The sequence below is a fragment of the Streptomyces sp. NPDC030814 genome, from assembly GCF_055572155.1.
In genome coordinates, this window is the sequence record NZ_JBVIDX010000001.1 from 156,635 (window position 1) to 175,476 (window position 18,842).

Annotated in this window: 10 protein-coding genes and 1 pseudogene; 8 read left to right on the plus strand and 3 right to left on the minus strand. The window is 73.3% G+C overall.

Features of this window, described 5'->3' with window-relative positions; all coding sequences use genetic code 11:
* Positions 1-371 precede the first annotated feature (371 nt).
* Together ACZ43N_RS00650 and ACZ43N_RS00655 are read right to left on the minus strand one after the other, a co-directional pair.
* Positions 372-4,274 carry a caspase, EACC1-associated type gene (locus tag ACZ43N_RS00650; protein ID WP_468094148.1) on the minus strand — a complete coding sequence of 1,301 codons (3,903 nt, stop codon included), beginning with the start codon at positions 4,272-4,274 and terminating at the stop codon, positions 372-374.
* 6 nt (positions 4,275-4,280) lie between these two features.
* Entirely contained in the window at positions 4,281-4,661 is a 381-nt protein-coding gene (locus ACZ43N_RS00655) for an effector-associated constant component EACC1 (RefSeq protein WP_468094149.1), read from the minus strand.
* Positions 4,662-5,563: 902 nt separating this feature from the next.
* Between ACZ43N_RS00655 and ACZ43N_RS00660 the strand changes: the two genes are divergently transcribed.
* From ACZ43N_RS00660 to ACZ43N_RS00675, 4 genes are read left to right on the plus strand one after another with little or no spacing between them, the layout of a single operon-like run.
* On the plus strand, positions 5,564-7,117 hold the full coding sequence (locus ACZ43N_RS00660; protein WP_468094150.1) for a TIGR02677 family protein: 1,554 nt from the start codon (positions 5,564-5,566) through the stop codon (positions 7,115-7,117).
* Positions 7,114-8,460, plus strand: coding sequence for a TIGR02678 family protein (locus tag ACZ43N_RS00665; RefSeq protein ID WP_468094151.1), 1,347 nt, complete (start codon positions 7,114-7,116; stop codon positions 8,458-8,460). The genes ACZ43N_RS00660 and ACZ43N_RS00665 overlap by 4 nt, the downstream gene beginning before the upstream one ends.
* Entirely contained in the window at positions 8,457-12,596 is a 4,140-nt protein-coding gene (locus ACZ43N_RS00670) for a TIGR02680 family protein (RefSeq protein ID WP_468094152.1), read from the plus strand. Before ACZ43N_RS00665 ends, ACZ43N_RS00670 begins: the two co-directional genes overlap by 4 nt.
* Entirely contained in the window at positions 12,593-13,885 is a 1,293-nt protein-coding gene (locus tag ACZ43N_RS00675; protein ID WP_468094153.1) for a TIGR02679 family protein, read from the plus strand. Before ACZ43N_RS00670 ends, ACZ43N_RS00675 begins: the two co-directional genes overlap by 4 nt.
* Positions 13,886-14,519: 634 nt before the next feature.
* Here ACZ43N_RS00675 and ACZ43N_RS00680 read toward each other — a convergent pair.
* Positions 14,520-14,939, minus strand: coding sequence for an arsenate reductase ArsC (locus tag ACZ43N_RS00680; RefSeq protein WP_468094154.1), 420 nt, complete (start codon positions 14,937-14,939; stop codon positions 14,520-14,522).
* Positions 14,940-15,242: 303 nt separating this feature from the next.
* Here ACZ43N_RS00680 and ACZ43N_RS00685 point away from each other — a divergent pair, with 303 nt between their 5' ends.
* The 4 genes and pseudogenes from ACZ43N_RS00685 (at position 15,243) to ACZ43N_RS00700 (ending at position 18,797) form a co-directional block, all read left to right on the plus strand.
* Positions 15,243-15,557 carry an ArsR/SmtB family transcription factor gene (locus tag ACZ43N_RS00685; RefSeq protein ID WP_468094155.1) on the plus strand — a complete coding sequence of 105 codons (315 nt, stop codon included), beginning with the start codon at positions 15,243-15,245 and terminating at the stop codon, positions 15,555-15,557.
* A gap of 11 nt (positions 15,558-15,568) precedes the next feature.
* Positions 15,569-16,387 carry an aquaporin gene (locus ACZ43N_RS00690; RefSeq protein ID WP_468094156.1) on the plus strand — a complete coding sequence of 273 codons (819 nt, stop codon included), beginning with the start codon at positions 15,569-15,571 and terminating at the stop codon, positions 16,385-16,387.
* Positions 16,384-17,426, plus strand: a pseudogene (locus ACZ43N_RS00695) (ArsO family NAD(P)H-dependent flavin-containing monooxygenase). The gene ACZ43N_RS00690 and the pseudogene ACZ43N_RS00695 overlap by 4 nt, the downstream one beginning before the upstream one ends.
* Before the next feature lie 309 nt (positions 17,427-17,735).
* Positions 17,736-18,797 (plus strand): zinc-binding dehydrogenase, encoded by a 1,062-nt coding sequence (locus ACZ43N_RS00700; protein ID WP_468094157.1) that lies wholly within the window; start codon positions 17,736-17,738, stop codon positions 18,795-18,797.
* The last annotated feature ends 45 nt before the right edge of the window (positions 18,798-18,842 follow it).

Here is an 18,842-nt window from a genome sequence, read left to right on the forward strand (position 1 = left end):
GTGCCCTCGCGCAGGCCCCGGCACCCGGGGGAAGGGCGACCCGCCCTGGGGTGTGCTCCGCTACACCACCGACAGGGCGTACCTCGTCGTCAGGACGTTGCCCCGGGGCCCGACCGGATCGCCGTCAACCGCGCCGCGGCCCGCCGGAATACCGAGCTGCCCGAGTTCCGGGGAGGCGGGCCGGACAGGGCGAGGAATGGCTCAGCGACTGCGCGAACGGCCCGCTCTCGGTCAGCGAGAGGGTGGGCGGGCCCACGGAGAGGCAGCGGGCGGGCAACCTCCAGCACATGACCCAGGTCGTGCGGAGCCTGCCCGGGGGCTGAGCGGGTCGCCGGGGCCGGACCGCCCGACCCCGGCCGCCTTCCCGGGGTTCAGTCGAACAGCGGTGCCAGCGCGGTCTCGCCCTCGAGGATCCGCCAGGCGGGCACCCGCACCGTCCGGCTCACCGGGCCGGGCTTGGCCCCGTTGCCCCCGGAGGGCAGTCCGGTGAGCAGGTCGCCGCGAGCGTGGGTGAGCCGAAGGTGCCGCGCGGGATCTTCGCCGGGCCTCGGGCCCGGGTCGATCAGCACCGCCGTGTTCTGGCCGGCGTCGGTGAACAGCAGGTCGACCGGGTGTCCGCCCACCGGCACGGCCCGCTCCAGGTCGGTGATGCCCCGTCCGGTCAGATACCGCTGCAGGCGGTCGGCGAGGTCTTCGCGCGCCTCGCTCACCGGGCCGGTCATGCCGGCCCCGGCCGCTGTGCCGCCGTCGCCCGCTCCCAGCGGTGCCGAGCGCGCGGCGAGGAGGGCCGGCAGCCCGCTCTGCTCCTGCCAGAAGGCGTGGCAGCCCACGGTGACCAATTGCGACTTGGCCCGGGTGACCGCCACGTTCCACAGGTTGACCTGGCTCGCGACCCAGTGCGTGGTCCGGGGCGGTGTGTTGTGCGCCGCCACGGGGCTGAGCACCATCACGTCACGCTGTCCGCCCTGGAAGGTGTGGACGGTGCCGACCCGGACCCGGTCGTCGTCCCGCCACATCCGGGCCAGCGTCTCCTTCTGCGCGCGGAACGGCGTGACCACTCCCACCGTCGCGTCCGGCGGAAGTCCCGCCAGCAGTCCGTCGACCACGCGCCCGACGGCCTCCGCCTCCGCCGCGTTCCGCCAGGACCGCCCGTCGCCGCCGCGCGCCGATGCCCCGGACCGTACGTCGACCCAGCCGAGCACCGGTGCCGGGTCGGCCGCTCCCACCGGGTCGTGTCCCGGCAGCTGCCGCCGTACGTCGGTCAGCACCCGCAACCGGCCGCCGTAGCAGTGACTGTTGACGACGTCCGCGATCCGCGGGTGGCAGCGGTAGTGCTCGTCGAGGAGCAGTGCGCCGTCGCCGTGCTGCTCCGCCGCGTGGTACGAGGAGTACACGTGGTGGGCGAGGCGGTGGTGTTCCAGTTGCGCGGCGCTCAGCCCGGCTCGCGTCCGTGCCTGCCGCTCCTGCTGCGGTGACACTCCGGGGATGTGTCCGAGCTGCATGGGATCACCGATGATCAGTGCCCGCCGGGCCCGGAACAGCAGCGGCAGTACCGACGGGATGGAGCACTGGCTCGCCTCGTCGATGACGACGAGATCGAACAGCTTGGGGGTGAGTTCCAGCTGCCGCACCGAGTGGGTGCTGACGGCCCATCCCTTGATGTGGGTCATCAGGTTCTTCTGGCTGCGCTGGTAGCCGGAGCGGCGGCGCAGCGCCTGGAGCCGCTGGTTCATGAGTCCGGTGGCCCGGTCGAGGGCCTCGGCGGACAGCGCGCGGGACAGCTCCGCCGCCAGGCCGGACAGCGCCTCCGCCGTCGCCGACCGGGACGCCTTGAGCCCGTCCTCGTCCCAGTCCCTCTGTCTGAGGACGAGCTCGCGCACCTCCCGCTCCACGGTCACGAGCGCGGCCAGGGACTCCAGCAACCCGGGGGGCACCGGTCGTCCAGCCGCCCACTCCGGCCACGCGGGTCCGGCCTCCTCGGGCTGCTCCGAGCCCGCCGAGACCAGTGCGGCGAGCGCACGAGCACGCCGCCATGTGCCCAGCTGCCACCAGCGTGCCCCGGCCGTCTTCCCTGCCCGGTCCGCCCACCGGCCCAGCGCTGCCGGGCCGTCCGCGTCCGCCGCCCAGACCCTTGCGAGGAGGGGCAGGGCCAGCCCCAGTTCTGCTGCCCGCTCCTCCCGGTCGCCGAGCAGTTCCAGCAGCCGGGTCTCCTCACCGACACGGTTGGCCGCTTCCGCCCGCAGCCGGTCGGCCGTACCCCGCGTGTTGCGCAGTTCGCCGCCGACGGTGGCCGATCCGCGCCGCGGCGCCGCGACCGGTTCGGCGAGCAGCCGTTCCAGTTTGGCGGCCTCCCGCTCCAGCGCCTCTGCGTTGCCCGTCCGCATCAGCAGGCCGGGTGCGATGTCGTCGCAGCGCTCGGCCACGACGTTCACGGCCTCGTTGTTCGTGGAGGCGACCAGTACCGACTCTCCCGCGGCGACGCAGGTGGTGACGACCGCTGTGACGACCTCGCTCTTGCCCGTGCCGGGCGGCCCGGTCGCCACCGTCAGCGGCCGGCTCATCGCCGAGGCGATCACCTGTTCCTGGCTCTCGTTGCAGGGCCCCGGAGCGACGGGTGTCACCGGGTTCGCCGAGGCCGCCGTCGTGGCCGGTGCCGGCCGGGCCCCGCCGTTCAGCAGTGCGTCCAGGGCGGTGCCCTTGATCTGCGCGGTCCGCGTGGAGATCTCCAGCAGGTTGTCCACCAGCGCCTGGGTGGCCATGGCCTCCGCACCGGACGGCACCAGCAGCACGGCCGCGTTGTGCGCGCCGGGCCGCAGTGCCTGCATGACGGTGCGGTCGCTGAGCGCCGACGGGTCCAGCGGTTCGAGTTCCGTCAGTCCCAGCTCGTCCAGCAACTCCCTTATGGCGCGGAGCATCTGGGCGTCGTTGCCCTCCTGCCAGGCCGGCTGCCAGCGGGCGACCAGGTCGGCGGCGTCGCCCGCGTCCAGGAGTTCCGAGACGACGCCGCTGTGCAGGGACGGCACGCCGCTGGGCCGCAGCACGTCCCGGCCGTCCTCGTCCGGCGCCAGCTCCATCTGCTGAATGAGCAGCGGCGCCAGCTCGACCGTCGCGCGCCGCCCCCGGCCCCCGTCACGAGAGGGGAGGGTGATGGCCGGATAGCCGTACCAGTACTCCTGCCGCGTCCCCGCCTCGGAGTTCGACCCGGCCCGCCCGTTCTGCGGCCGGGGCAGTGATCCGGGCGCGACGATGTGCGGTCCGCGGCCCGACTGGATGGTCTCCTCGCCTTGGGCCAGCAGGAAGTACTTCGTGTTACGGCCGGCGTCCCGGTCGGGCCGCATTCCGGCTGCCGCCTGCGCGGTGAGGCAGTCCGCGTAGTACCGCAGCAGCCGCTGCGGGTCGACGCCGTCCCGTTCGTCCGCCTCGGCCAGTTCCCGGGCCTTCAGCAGCGCGGTGGAGCGCCGGGCGGCTTCGGTGGCGTCGTGGGGGAGCGCGGGAAGGCGTACGGGGCGGGCCACCGACCGGGCGAAGGGGAGGCTGCGGGTGGCTCTGATCGTGGACTTGGTGGGCCGCTGCTCCTCCGGGACGCCGTCGCGGGTCATCTGGGCGGTCAGGTAGTCGAAGAGGTCGTCCGGGGTGATCCAGCCGCCGTCCTTGATGCGGCCGTTGCGCAGCCCCTCGACGATCTCCCCGGTGAAACGGGAGGTGCCGAGATCCGACCCCTGCGGTGCCATCGCCGAGGCCGCCTGGAGGGCGTCGGACGCGGTGATGAAGTACACGCCGGTCGGTTTCAGCAGGGTGCTGGGCGCGGGCCGGTCCGGTTCCCCCGCCGGGCCCTTGGCGGTCCAGCCCTGCACGACGGAACCGCTGGAACAGCAGTCCAGCAGCACCAGTTTCGAGGCGGCCCGGCAGGACTGGAGCATCCGCTCCAGGAACTCCGCCGGCACTGCCGTACCCGGCAGGTCGGCGGGGTCGGTGTCGCGGGTCAGGAAGTACAGCTGGCCGTCCTGCTCGCAGTACTCCCCGTGCCCGCTGAAGTAGAGCAGCGCGGTCTCACTGGGCTGCCGGGCCTCCAGGAACGTCTCGACGGCGTGCAGCATCTCCGCGCGCGTCGGCTCGGCGGCCACCGCGCACTCGTTGTACATGCCGATCTCGGTGTTCTCCAGCACGGCCCGCATGTAGTGCAGATCGGCCCGCACGGCCGGGAGGTTCTGGTACGCCTCGCTGTCGTACGCGGAGACACCGACGAGTAACGCGTGGCGGTCGTTGTCGGTCATCGCCGCTCAGCCCGCCGTCGTGCCGTCGCCGCCGTCCGCCAGGAACCGCTCGACCAGCGTGTCGTCCTCGCGGGCCTCCTTGCCGGTGATGTGCAGGACCGCCCCGTCGGGCCGCTTGACCACGAGGGTGCGCTGAGGGATCCGCGCCAGCCACACCTGCACCAGCGCGGCGACGAACGACCCGGCGCTCAGCAGCAACCCGACGGTCTCGGCGGACGGCCCGCCCTTGTCGCCGACCGCCGCCAGGCTGCCCGGGTCGGGCAGGTCCAGCCTGGCCGTGGAGTCCGCCTCGGCGAGGGCGGCGAGCAGTTCGCGTGCGTCCTTGCGGGCGCGCAGCGGGTCCTCGTCGACGACGGAGATCCGGTATCCGCTGTGGTCGTCGTGCATGGCGTCCTTGTGCTCCCCGTGAGTTCACCGGCTCCTTGCCGGGCGAACGACACTAGCGTCCGCCACTGACAAGGGCGGTCCAATGCGCCATGCCCGCCCGGCTGTTGGCGTGAACACGGTTGCCGTTGGCCGGGTCCTGTGCGTCTCACGCCAGGCGCAGTTCCGCCCGGACCGTCTTGCCCGGCGCGCCGGCGCGGGGCGACGGCCCAGCGGGTCGCCGGCCCCGCGACGATCAGCAGATCCCGGCCGGACTTTGCGTCGCCGGGCGGTTCCGCGTCGGTGAGCCCGGGAACGCGTTCGGTCCGGGTGCCGCTGATCTCGACGCGCACGGGGTCGGTGGCGGTGCCGTGTGTGAGCCGGACGTGGAAGTCTCGTGCGGCGACATGCCCGTGCCGTACGGGGTGGGCGGCGAGTGCGGCGGTGATCAGCGTGAGCGTGTCGTTGATCCGGCCGCCGTACGGGTCCCCCCCATGCGTCGATCCGGGGGGAGACCAGCCTGCGGGCGAGGCGCGTGCAGCGCGGCCGTTTGCGCCGGACCAGTACACCGCCGAAGCCCGTGTCCTGGTGAATTGGACGGCCCGTTCCCCGCCCGGCGACTCGCCCAGGTACACCTGGCCCGTCCCGCCCTGTCCGATCCGGCCGAGCAGTTCGTGTTTCGCCCAGCTCGGAAGGGCCGTCGGCCCCGAGGGGCGCGATGTGCACGAAGGGCCTCGCAACCGGGCCGAACCGGTGTCCACGGTCACGCTGGACCACCGCCCGCACCGGCGGGAGGCCGGTCACCGCCCATTCCCCGGCAGAGCGGGGCGCACACCCCTCTTCCGGGACACGGCCCCTGATGTCGGTGCCGCCCTCTACGGTGGACATCGCCGATGCCGCCGGGGCGGTGGGGAGGGACGACAGTCGTGCGCAGGGTGCCACCGGAGATGTTCCGGTTCACGACGGGAGAGAAGGCCGATCTGAACGGGGCGGTGCTGGACGCCTTCGGCGTGGCCGGAGAGCACCTCGAAGCCACCCTGGGGCCCGACGCGGTACGCGAACGACTGCGCATGGTGGGCTGGGTGGCGAACGTCGACGACGGGGAACTGCACGAAGCGCTCGCCCGGCTCGTGAAGTGGGAACTCCTCGACGTCGTGCACAACCACGCGGAGAACTACCGCACGGCCGAGGAGTACGAGCGGCGCAACCTCCAGTACTCGCTGACCCGCCGGGGTGAGGCGGCGCTCGCCGGAGTGCGGCACGCGCTGGAGGTGCTGGCTTCCACGGGGGCGCTGCAGACGGCCGTGCTGGAGGCCATCGCCGACCGCCTGGACGACTTGTGCCTGCTGTCCGGCGAACCCGCCTCCGCCGACCGGCGCATCTTCAGCACGCTGCGCGAGCTGGAGGCGCATCTGGAAGCCCTGGTGGAGAACACCAAGGCGTTCAACGGCGAACTGCAGCGCCTCCTGCGCGCCGAGGGCGCGGACCTTGAGGTCTTCCGCGAGGTCAAGGCCGCCACCGTCGCGTACCTCCAGGAGTTCCTGGTCAACCTCGACCGCCGCGGACAGGCGGTCGCCGCCGCCGTGGCCCGGGTGGAGGAGCGGGGGACCGCCATGCTGCGCGAGCGCGCCCTGCGCGGGGCCGACCTGCCCCCGGTCGCCGGTGAGGACCCCGCGGCCGGCTGGCTGGAGAGCAGGCGGGCGCGCTGGGCGGGCCTGCGGGCGTGGTTCCTGCCGGACGACGGGGCACGACCCCGGATCGAGCAGCTGCACGACATCGCCCGGCGCGCCATCGTCTCGCTGCTGCAGGTCCTGGAGCGGATCAACGAGTCGCGGCGCCGCTCCTCCAGCGCCGTACAGGACTTCCGGGAGCTGGCGCGCTGGTTCGCCGCGGCCCCCGCGGAGGAGGATGCGCACCGGCTGTGGTCGGCCGCCTTCGGACTCAACCCGGCGCGCCACGCCCACCTCGCCCATCCGGACCCGGAGTTGATCCCGTCGTCCCGTTCCTGGTCCGAGGCCCCGCCCGTGGCGGTGTCGGCGCTGTTGCGGACCAGCGGCCGGACGGAGCGCTTCACCCGCACGGCCAGGGTGCGGGACGTCACGGCGGTCAGGGCCGAGCGCGCGGAGCGGGCCCGCGCGGAGCGCGCTGAACTCGCGCGTGCCTGGCAGGTGTTGGAGACGGACGGCCCGGTGCGCCTGTCCTCCTTCGGCACCCTGGACACCGCCGTCTTCGAGCGGCTGCTCGACCTGGTGGGCCGGGCCCTGGCCGCCCCGCCGGACACGACCGGCTCGCGGCGCGCCACGACGGGGGACGGCCGGGTGGAGATCGCGCTGTCCCCGCCTCCCGACGGGCGCACCGCCGTACTGCGCACGACGAAGGGCACACTCGCCGGACCGGACTACGTGGTGGTCATCACGACGGCCGGCGGAGTGAACCCCCTCCCACGGCTGGGAGCCGCCCGACGGGAGGCAGCCGGATGAGCACCCTCGCCAACCAACTCGCCGCCGCGGAACGGGAGCAGGTCGCCCGTGCCATCCGTCTCCTGCTGGCCCGGCCCCTGCTGACCGAGGCCACCGACCCGGCCGGCTTCGAACTGGTACGCCGCCGTCGCGAGCCGCTGGCCCAGTGGTTCGACTACACCTGCGGCTGGAGCCTGGTGGTGGAACCGCGCCGCGGCTACGCCCGCCTCACCAAGGTCCGCGCCGACCCGGACGGCTCCCGGCCGGCCCGCAGGGCCCGTTCCGGCCGGGCCCCGTTCGACCGCCGGCGTTACGTGTTGCTGTGCGTGACCGCCGCCGAGCTGCTGTCCATGCCGATGACGACCATCGGCATGCTCGCCGACCGTGTCGTCCAGGCCACGTCGGCCGACCGGGCGCTGGCCGCGTTCGACCCGGTGCACAAGCCGGAGCGGATGGCGTTCGTCGACGTCCTGAAGCTGCTGGAGTCGTACGACGTGCTGCGCGCGGTCGACGGGACCACCGAGGCGTACGTCGAGTCAGCCCAGGCGAAGGTGCTCTACCGGGTGGACACCACGCTGCTGATGCGGCTGCCCGCCGCGCCCGTCGGCGCCTCCCGGCTCGCCGTACCCCCGGACGAGGTGCCCGCGCGGTTCGGGGAACTCCTCACCGGTCTGGTGCGCGAGCGGCGTTACGGCGGCGCGGTCACCGACGGCACGGCGGACGAGGCGCACGGCGAGCGGGCCGCCACGGACGCGCAACGCAACCTGAGGCTGCGCCACTCGGTGCTGCGCCGCCTCTTCGACGACCCCGTGCTGTACCGGACGGACCTCACCGATGACGAGCTGGCATACGTCACCTCCCTGACCGGACGGCAGATCCTGCGCCGCTCGGTCGAGCAGGCCGGTTTCCTGCTGGAGGAACGAGCCGAGGGCTTCCTGCTCGTGGACCCGGACGGGCTGGCCACCGACGTCCGCTTCCCTGACGACACGTCCACCGCCCGGGTCGCCGCGCTGCTCCTCCTGGAGCCGCTGTGCGCCGCGCCCGCCGGGCTGCTGCCCGAGCAACTCACCGAGGCCGGAGCGGACCTGCTGCGCCGCTTCCCCCGGTGGGCCAGGGCGTACCAGTCCGAGGACGGCGCGGCACGGCTGTCCGACGACGCCGTCCGCGTACTGCGTGACGTCGGCCTGGCCCGCCGGGCCGGTGGGCGGGTCGTCGCGTGCCCGGCCGCCTACCGCTACCGCCTGACCGAGACGACGAGTACGGACCGGGACTACAGGCCCGGACCCGGAGGGGACGCCACCTCCCCCCAGGCGGCGGTCGGCACGGCTGCCGAGGGCGTCGCCGCGGAAGGAGACAAGCAGTGAGCGTGACCGAGCTTCCTCACCCGCGGCGGCCGGAGCCCACCGGACCGGCCGTGGCAGGGGCTGCCCGAGCCGCGGCTGCCACCGGCAGCCGCTGGCAGCCCCACCGCGCCGGCATCCTGAACGTCTGGCGCTACTACGACGAGACGTTCACCTTCCACCAGGGCCGCCTGCTGCTGCGCGGCCAGAACGGGTCGGGCAAGTCCAAGGCCCTGGAACTGCTGCTGCCGTTCCTCTTCGACGCCAGCCTCCGCCCCAACCGCCTGTCCACGTTCGGTGGTTCGGAACGCACCATGCACTGGAACCTGCTGGGTGAGGGCGCTTCCGGCAAGACCCGCGTCGGCTACGTGTGGATGGAGTTCCGCCGCGTCGACGACGACGGCACCGAGCGGTGGTTCGGCTGCGGGGCGCGCCTGCAGGCGAGCGTGCACACCAGCGCGGTACACGCCGACTACTTCACCACCGGCTCCGGAATCGCCCGTCCCGGCGGTGTGCCCCTCGTCAACGAGGCAGGTCAGCCACTGACCCGGGCCGCCCTCGCCGAAGCCCTGCGCGACCGCGGCGACGTCCATGTCTCGGCCACCGACTACCGCACGGCCGTACGGCGTGAACTCTTCGCGGGGATGGGGGAGCAGCGTTACGAGTCGTTGCTGTCCGCGCTGCTCCAGCTGCGTCAGCCCAAACTGTCGGAGCGGCTCGACCCGTCCCTGCTCTCCACCCTGCTGTCCCGTGCCCTGCCTCCGCTGGGAGAGGGGGAGATCGCCGAACTCGCCGAGGGCTTCGAGCGGCTCGACCGGCAGCGCGAACACCTCAAGCGGCTCGACGACGAGGTGACGGCCGCCGAGACCGTGGCGTCCCGGCAGCGTGCCTACGCGCGGCGGGTCCTGCGTGCCGGTTCCGCCGCCCTGATCTCGGCCACCACCGAGATGGACGATCTCACCCGCGTCGCCCGCCAGAGCGCCGAGAAACTCGAACAGGCGCTGGCGGAGCGCGAGTCGGCCCAGGCCCGGCGCGAGGAACAGGAGCTGCGCGCGCATGCCCTGGAGGAGACCGTCGAGGGCCTGCGCGAGAGTGACGCGTACCAGCAGGGCGAGGAACTCGACCGGCTTCGCCGCCGCACCGAAGACGTGGCAGCCGCCGCCGAGAGGCAGCGAGCCGCTGCCCAGGCCGCTCAGGCCAGGTCGGAGGAGGACCAACGGCTCGCCGACGAGGCGGCGGACCAGGCCCGGACACTCGGCGAGTACGTGCGGGAAGCCGCCGGGGAGGCACACAGGGCGGCTCGGGCAGCAGGGCTGGAGTCCATCCACCACGAGGTGAGGACGGTCCTCGACGCTCATCCCGCGGTGGCCCTCCCGCACGGCACGGGACGCGACCATGCCGACGTCCCGCGCACGACAGGCGAGAACGGCGCGCGACAAGCCCGTCGGCTGCTGCGCGGCGCGGACACCGCCCGACGGCAACAGGTCACCCTCGTCACCGAGGCGATCGACGAGCATGATCGCGCCGTACGCGACCGAGGCGCCGCCGAGGAACTGCTGGATCAGGCCCGCACCCGACTCGCGGAGGCGATCGCCCGGCGGGACGAGGCGTCCGCCGCCTGGGACGACGCCCTTGCCGCACAGGTGGAACGCCTGCTCGCCTGGGCCGAGGACTGCACGGAACTGCGTATCACCGACCTCGACGCACTCGCTGCCGCAGCGGCGGCGGAGGCCGAGGTCACGGCCCTGACCGAAGCCGCCGCGCGCCCGCTGGAACAGGAGATCGCCGAGGCGGAGGCCACCATCCGAGCCGCACGCCAGGGCCTGCGGGACGAGCGGAGCCGACTGGAGGAGAAGCTCCGACGGCTGATCCGTGAAACCGACCTGCTGCCTGTGCCCCCGCCCACCCGCACCACCGTCCGTACGGCGACGGCAGGAGCTCCTCTGTGGCGACTGGTCGCCTTCCGTGCAGGTGTCCCGCTCCCCGTCCAGTCCGCGGTGGAGGCCGCACTGGAGGCGTCGGGTCTCCTGGACGCCTGGGTCAGTCCCTACGACGGACTCACGCTGCCGGGCCACGACACCCGCGCCGAGGCCGCCCTGGCCGCGACCGCCCCGGGGCCGAGCCTGCTGGACGTGCTGAGGCCCGAGGAGGACATCCCCGTCCCGGCCGACACCGTGACCCGCATCCTCGCCGGCATCGCCTACGGACCCACGCTGCCGGGCAGGCATCCCGCGGCCGTCTCCGCCGACGGCGCCTGGCGACTCGCGCTCGCCACCGGTACCTGGAGCAAGCCGGAGCCGGGCCACATCGGCGCCCCGGCACGCCAGCGCGCCCGGCAGCGCATGATCGGCGAACTGACCGACCGCATCGGCGCGACGAACGCCTCCCTCGCCGCACACGACGACCGGCTGCGGGGCCTCACCGCTCGCCGCGCCCGGCTGGACGACGACCGCGCCGCCCGCCCCGACCACGGGGAACTCGACGGCCGGCGGCGTGACCGGGACCGGGCGGAGGACACCGTGGCGGCTCGGGACGACGCCGTGCGTGACGTCGCCGGACGTCTGGCGCGGTGCGAAAGGGAGGTGGCGGCGGCGCTGCGCGCCCTCGACCGCCAGGCCGCCGAACACGGGCTGCCCACCGACCGCGCCCGGTTGCGTGCGCTCTCCGACGCCATCGACAGGTTCCGCCACACCGCCGAAAGCTGGGTGGACGCCCGGCTCGCCGCGACCGCCGTCGCGGACCAGGCCCGCCAGCGGGCCGCGCAGGCAGACCGATCGCGCCGGACCGCCGAGGAACGCGCCGAGGAAGCGGCCGCCGCCGAAGCGGAGGCAGCGGGGCTGAAAGCGCGCCTGGAAGCAGTGGAAGCCACCGTCGGCGCGGACTACCGGCAGATCGTCGCACGCGTCGCCGAGGCGCGCGCCGAGTTGCGCCGCTGCCGTGAGGAGGCCGGCCGGGCCGCCGAACTCCTGCTGCGCCTGGAAGGACACGTCGGAGAATTGCGGGCCACCAGCGGCCAGGACGCCGAACGACGGGAACGGGCCGTGGCGACCCGGGACGCCGCGGCGCATCGTTTCCGGCACCTGTGCCTGGCCGGGCTGGCCGAGGACGCCGGCATCACACCGGCACTCGACGCCGGGGACGGCACCAAGGCCACCCTGGAGGCCGCCCGCGCCACAGCGGCGAAGTGGCCGGACATCCCGCACGCCCCACGCAACCTGGGCGACGCCGCGACCCGCCTGTCCGAAGCGGTCCACGAGGCACGCCAGCGCCTCGGCACCCGGGCCGACCTGGACCTGGAACCGGACGACGACATCCAGCTCTTCACCGCCACCCTGGACGGAGTACGAGTGGGGGCGACGGGCCTGCTCGGCACGCTCACCGAGGAGCGCGACCGAAGCCGGGACGACATCACGGCGGCCGAGCGGCGCCTGTTCGACCAGATCCTCACCGGCGACATCCGCCGCCATCTCGCGGCCCGCATCCGCCAGGCCGGTGAACTCGTCGACCGTATGAACCGGCACCTGGAGCGGGTCCGCACCGCCTCCAACGTCGCCGTCCAACTCGTCTGGGACGTCCGCCCGGACCTTCCGGACAGCACCCGCACCGCCCGCCAGCTGCTGCTCAAGGACCCCGGCCGGGTCACCGAGAGCGACCGGGAGGCCCTGCACCTCTTCTTCCGCGCCCGCATCGAGGAGGCCAAGGGCAGCGAGACGGCCGCGAGCTGGGAGGAACAACTCGGCGAGGTGCTCGACTACACCGCCTGGCACCGCTTCACCGTCCGCCTCGACCGGGCGAACGGGAGCGGCTGGCAGCCGCTGACCAAGAAGCTGCACGGCGCGCTCTCCGGCGGGGAGAAGGCCATCGCACTGCACCTGCCCCTCTTCGCCGCCGTGGCCGCCCACTACGAGGCCGTGCCCCTGGCCCCCCGGCCGATCCTTCTCGACGAGGTCTTCGTCGGTGTCGACACGGTCAACCGCGGACAGGTCTTCGCGCTGCTCACCGCGCTCGACCTGGACCTCATGGTCACCTCCGACCACGAATGGTGCACCTACGGCGAACTGCCCGGCATCGCCGTCCACCAACTCCTCACCGGCGGGGACGACGACGCGGTCACCAGCGCCCGCTTCGTCTGGAACGGCAGCGACCTGGAGGCGGTGTGACCAGCACCGAAGCGACGATCCCCACGGAACCGGCCCCGGGCGATGCCGCCCTGCGCCGCCCAGAACTCCGCCCCCTCTGGGACACGCTCCACAGCCGCCTCTCCTCCGGCCGCCCCGTCACACGGGTGCGCCTCGGACCGCTCGACGACACCCAGCGCGAGGCGCTCGCCGACCTCCTCGGCCTCGACCGCCTGCCGGACGCACGTCCCTCCGTCCTCCTGACCCGCCTGGAAGAGGCCGTCACCGAACTCACCGGCCGCACCGTACGAGAAGTCGTCACCGAGCTCGCCGGCCCTCTCGGCGACAGAGCCGGCGAGCGGCGCCGCCAGAAGGACGAGCGGGCCGAGCTGTGGGCCTGGCTGGCCGAGCACGAGACGGTGAGGGCCCAGCCGGTGCTCTCCGACTGGGCAGCCTCCTGCCGGGCAGCCGGCGTCGTCGCCGGCTCCGCGGCACACACCCGTACGCTGCTCACCGACGCGCTCAAGGTGCTTGCCGAACTGCCCGGCCGGGCAGAACCCCTGCCCGTCTTCGCCGCCCGGGTCCTGAGCGGCCAGGCGCACGCACTCGACGACGGCACACCCCTGTCCGCACTCATCCTGCGCGCCCTGGCGACGTTGTACGACACCACCCCTCCGCAGTCCGCCGCGGAACGGCGTGCCCTGTGGACCCGCGCGGGAGTCGCCGACGACGAGCTGTCCGCCACCGTTCTCGTCGGCGGACTGCGTCCGGCCGGTGACGGCCTGCTCGCCCGGGTGGCCACGGCGTGCACACAGGCCGGTCAGGCCGCCAGTCTGACCCTTGCCCACGTCCGGTACCCGGGCGGGTTCAGCCTCCCCGAGACCCCCGTACCCGCCGTGCATGTCGTGGAGAACCCCAGCATCCTGGCACTGGCCCTGCGCCGCTTCGGCCCCCGTTGCCCGCCGCTCGTCTGTACGTCCGGCTGGCCCAACAGCGCCGCGATCCAGCTCCTGCGCATGCTCGCGGACCACGGCGCGGCTCTTCGCTACCACGGCGACTTCGACGGCGAAGGCATCCGCATCGCCGCGTACGTCCTGGACAAGACGCCGGCGCGCCCCTGGCGCATGACGGCAGCCGACTATCGTGCGGCGGTCGCCCGCAACCCACGCGGTCCTCAGTCGGGGCGCATCACCGAAGCGCCCTGGGACCTCGAGCTGGCCGAAGCCATGGCGGAGCACGGTACCGCCGTGGTCGAGGAACTGGTGGCTGAGGTGTTGTTGGAAGACCTCTCCGGTGTCGCTCAGCAGAGGCGTCCCCCCGGCCGGCCGTGACGCTCTGTTTGACGCCGCGGGCGGCCGAGTGGCCGTTCTCAGCGGTCGTGAACCTATGCTGACCTGCGGTTTTCCTTCTCCCTCTGCATGCGGCGTCATATTGATGACTGCCAGCTCGGTCCGCTGCTGCTGTGCCGGGACGGGCCGGTCGTCGGACATCACGGAGGAGGTCGCCGCGCTCGACGCCGAGTTCACCGCGCGGAGCGGCGCACCGACTACGGAGGCCGACGGCGCCCTTGCTGTAGTGGTTGAGCGACGCCACCAAGGGCCCGAGGCGCTGGATCGTGGGCCTCGCCGGGGACATGACCACGCGGCCGCGCAGGTGACCCACGCCACCGCACCAGGCGGTGAGGCCCCGGGGGTCCGAGGTGGCAGGGCGCCGATGGCGGATCCGGGCGTGGCCGCAGGCGTGATCCCGCGCCGGTCGTCGGCGCGGGCCGGGGCGCGCCACCCGGTGGTTGTGTGGTCGGGCAGCGCTGCCTTGGTCAGCCTCTCGCCGCCGGGGTGGCCGACAAGGTGCCCGCGCGACAGGCAAGTGAAGGATCACGGACGTGACGACGATCCGGCAGAGCCGGGTGGGAAGACGGCAGGCCATGCGCTCGCGGACGTCGTCGGTGGTGGGCTCGACCGCGGGTCATGACGACTGTCGGGCGTCGATCTCGGCGATGAGGTCCTCGATGCGGGCCCTGATCTCGTCGCGGATGGGGCGGACGGCCTCGACACCCTTGCCCGCCGGGTCTTCCAGGGCCCAGTCGAGGTACTTCTTGCCGGGGAAGATCGGGCAGGCGTCGCCGCAGCCCATGGTGATGACGTAGTCGGACGCCTGAACGGCCTCGGCGGTCAGGACCTTCGGCCTCTGGCCGGCGATGTCGATGCCGAGTTCGTCCATGGCCTCGACGGCGGAGGGGTTGACCTGGTCTCCGGGGATCGACCCGGCGGAGCGGACCTCGACGCGGTCGCCGGCCAGGTGCCGCAGGAAGCCGGCGGCCATCTGGGAGCGGCCGGCGTTGTGGACGCAGACGAACAGGACGGAGGCGAGCGGAGCGGTGGACATCGGGTTCTTCCTCGGGGCAGGGGAGCGTGCGTGCAGGGAGAGGTCAGGGGCGGGGCGGGGCGTCGGGGAGGGCGCTCATGCGCGCGTGAAGAGCGCGAAGGAGTCGGCGATCAGGCACATGCACGGTCCCGACCGGAACCTGCATCCCGAGGGCGGACGGTGAGACGGGCCGCGCCCGCCGAGAGGCGTTCGTCGGGCGGGACCGGGTGCGAGGACGCCGTCATGGCAGGAGAACCCCCTTCAGCGGAATCCAAGGTCAGTCCAGGCTGGTATCAGCCTCGGGTGATGTGACAGTATCAGCCCATGATGACGTCAGTCGACACTGAACTGATCCGGGTTCTGGGTGACCCTCTGCGGCTGCGGATCGTGGCCCTGCTCGCCCGCGAGACGCTGTGCACCACCCACCTGGTGGAGGAGACCGGCGCCAAGCAGACCAACCTCTCCAACCATCTGAGAGTGCTGCGAGAGGCCGGCGTCGTGGAGACCGAGCCCTGCGGCCGGTTCACGTACTACCGGCTCCGCCCGGACGTCATCGAGCAGCTCGCCGGTCAGTTCGCCGACCTCGCCCGGACCGCGCGCGCCACGGCCGAAGCGAACGTCAAGCGGTCCTGTCCGTAGCCCGCCCCTCCATGTCGCCCGCCCGAGGAGAACCGTTGTCCGTCGTCGAACCCGTCGGTGCCGCATGCGCGGCGGAGGGCGCCCCCGCCGCCGACGAGCCCCGGCCCGCACCCGGTGCGACCCCACCGCGCACGCCGTTGGTGGCCCGCGCCGCCGCCGAACTCGTCGGCACGGCCGCCCTGGTCGCGGTCGTGGTCGGCTCCGGCATCCAGGCCACCGAGCTCAGCAGGGACGTGGGGCTGCAGCTCCTCGCGAACTCCATGGCCACGGTCTTCGGGCTCGGTGTTCTGATCGTCCTCCTCGGCCCTGTCTCCGGCGCCCACTTCAACCCGGCCGTCACGCTCGCCGAGTGGTGGACCGCCCGCCGCGGCGGCGCCGGCGTGAACACCCGGGAGCTGGCCGTGTACGTCCCTTCCCAGGTCGTCGGGGCGATCGCCGGTGCGGTCCTGGCGGACGCGATGTTCGGTGAGCCGCTGGTCGCATGGTCCACACACGACCGGTCGGCCGGAAACCTGCTGCTGGGTGAGGTCGTGGCGACCGCCGGACTCATCCTGTTGATCTTCGGCTTGGCCCGTACGGACCGGCTGCGGTACGCGCCGGTCGCCGTCGCCTCGTACATCGGTGCCGCGTACTGGTTCACCTCGTCCACCTCGTTCGCCAACCCGGCGGTGACGATCGGCCGCGCCTTCACCGACACCTTCGCCGGCATCGCCCCCGCCTCCGTCCCCGGCTTCATCGGCATGCAACTCGTCGGCGCCGTCGTCGGCCTGGCCCTGGTGGCGGTCATCTTCATGCGCGGCAGAACCGGCAGCGAGACCACCACGGCATGAGCCGTACGGGTGGGGTGGTGATCGGCGGTGGCCAGCCCGGGCTCGCTGCCGGCCACCACCTGAGGCGCCTGGGCCTGGACTTCGTCATCCTGGACGCCCAGTCGACGCCGGGCGGCGCCTGGCAGCGCAGCTGGGAGTCCCTGCGCCTGTTCTCCCCGGCCGCCCACTCCTGCCTGCCCGGCCGCCCGTGTCGTCGGCCCAGCCGGGGCAGACATACCCGGACGCCGCCCACGTCGTCTCGTACCTGACCGACTACGAGCAGCGGTACGACCTGCCTGTCCATCGGCCCGTCCGCGCCGACGCCGTCCGTCGCGACGGCGAACTCCTGCCGTTCACGCCGACTCCGGTACGTGGCGGGCCCGTGCGGTCATCAGCGCCATCGGCACGTGGTCGCGGCCTTTCGTCCCCGCGGTCCCCGGGTGTACGGGGTTCACGGGGAGCCGGTCGCACACCGTGGCCCACCGCAGCCCTCGCGACTTCGCCGGACAGCGCGTGATCGTGGTCGGAGGTGGCCATTGCGGCGCTCAGATCGCCGCCGACCTCGCGTGCGACGCCGCGCTGACCGGGGTCACCCAGCGTGAGCCGCGCTACCTAGCCGACGACATCGACGGCCGTGCCCTCTTCGACCACGCCACCGCGCGCCGCCGCGCCCTCGACGAAGGCCGTGAGGACACCGGCGGCGTCGCCTCCCTCGGCGCCATCGTCGCGGTACCGCCGGTGCACGCCGCCCGTGACGCCGGTCTGCTCAAGGCCCAGCCGATGTCCGACCGCATCACTCCCACCGGGGTCGCCTGGGCCGACGGCATGACCGCGGAAGCGGACGCGATCATCTGGTGCGCCGGATTCCGCCCCGGTCCCGCCCACCTTGCCCCACTCGGCCCACGCGGCCGCATCCGCATGGCCGCGCCCAGGTCCTCGGCCGGCCGGCCCGGCACCTCCTCGGGTACGGCGACAGGACCGGCCCCGCGCCGCGGCCGTCATCGGCGTCGGCCGCCCCGCCCGCGAAGCCGCCCGAGCCGTCGCCGCACTGCTGAGCTGAGCCCCCGACGTGGAAGCCCGGACGTGAGCGGCGGAACGACGCGGCAGATGAGCGCCATGACGGCGCTCGCCGACCGCGCCATGACGCGTGCCATGACGTGCCATGGCCGTGCCACCGGACTGATCACGCCGAGACGAGCCGGGGCGCGTACGCCCGCCGCGTGAAGCGGTGGCCGGGGTTCGGCGCCGCGCGATTGTCGGCCTGTCTCATGAGACATCGATCACTTGAACTTGTCTACCAACTGGGTCGCATGACATGGTCAATCGACAATGTCATGCGCTTGAGGCATCGAGAGGATCGAGGTCCGTCATGAAGACCATGCTCGCCGGGCGGCTCCGCCTGGACACCCACACGTTCGCCGTCGAAGAGGTCCCCGTGCCCACTCCGGGTCCGGGGGAGGTGCTGGTGGAGGTGCGGGCCGCGGGGGTCTGCCTGTCCGACGTGCATCTGATCGACGGCAGCATCAGTCCCGCGTTCCCCGTCGACTCCGTCGCGGCTTCGCGCGCCGTCACCCTCGGGCATGAGGTCGCCGGCGTCATTCATGCCGTGGGCCCGGGGGTGGCCGAGGAATGGGTGCCGGGCACTCGGGTGGTGCTGCAGGCCGGGCAGGCGTGCGGCGGGTGCGGCGGCTGTCTGCGCCGCGCCTCGTGCCGACAGCCACTCACCCGCGGCGTGGACTATGACGGTGGTTGGGCCGAGTACGCGGTGGCGCGTGAGGACACCCTGCTCGCCATCCCGGACGACCTCCCCTTCGACCAGGCCGCCATCATCCCCGACGCCGTCTCCACCCCGTACGCCGCCATCGTCGAAACGGGCGCGGTGCGTCCGGCGCAGGCGGTCGGGATCTGGGGCGCGGGCGGCCTCGGTGCCCATGGCGTCCGGCTCGCCCGTATGGTCGGCGCGGCCCCGGTCATCGCCGTCGATCCCCTGCCCTCGGCTCGGGAGCGGGCCCTCGCCTTCGGCGCCGATCTCGCGCTCGACCCGACCGCGGACGGCTTCACCGAGGCGCTGGCGCAGGCCACCGCGGGGCGGGGCGTCGACGTGGCGTTCGACTTCGCCGGCGTACCCGCCGCCCGCGTCCAGGCGGTTGCCGCGCTGGGGGCCGGAGGCATCCTGGTGCTCGCGGGACTCACTCCGGAGTCGATCGTCGTGAGCGACAGCACCGGGTTCAGCTTCCGGGGCAACCAGATCCGCGGCCACTACGGGTCCGGCTTCGAGCACGTGGAACAGCTCATCGGTCTGACCTCCGCCGGACGGATCGATCTGGCTCCTTCCATCACCGCTCACATCCCGTTGGCCGAGGCCGCGGACGCCGTGACCCGGCTGGAGAAGAAGATCGGCGACCCGATCCGGTTCGTTCTCACCCCCTGAAGCCTGCTGACCTCGGCTCGGCTCGAGCCGTGAGCGCATGTGTCT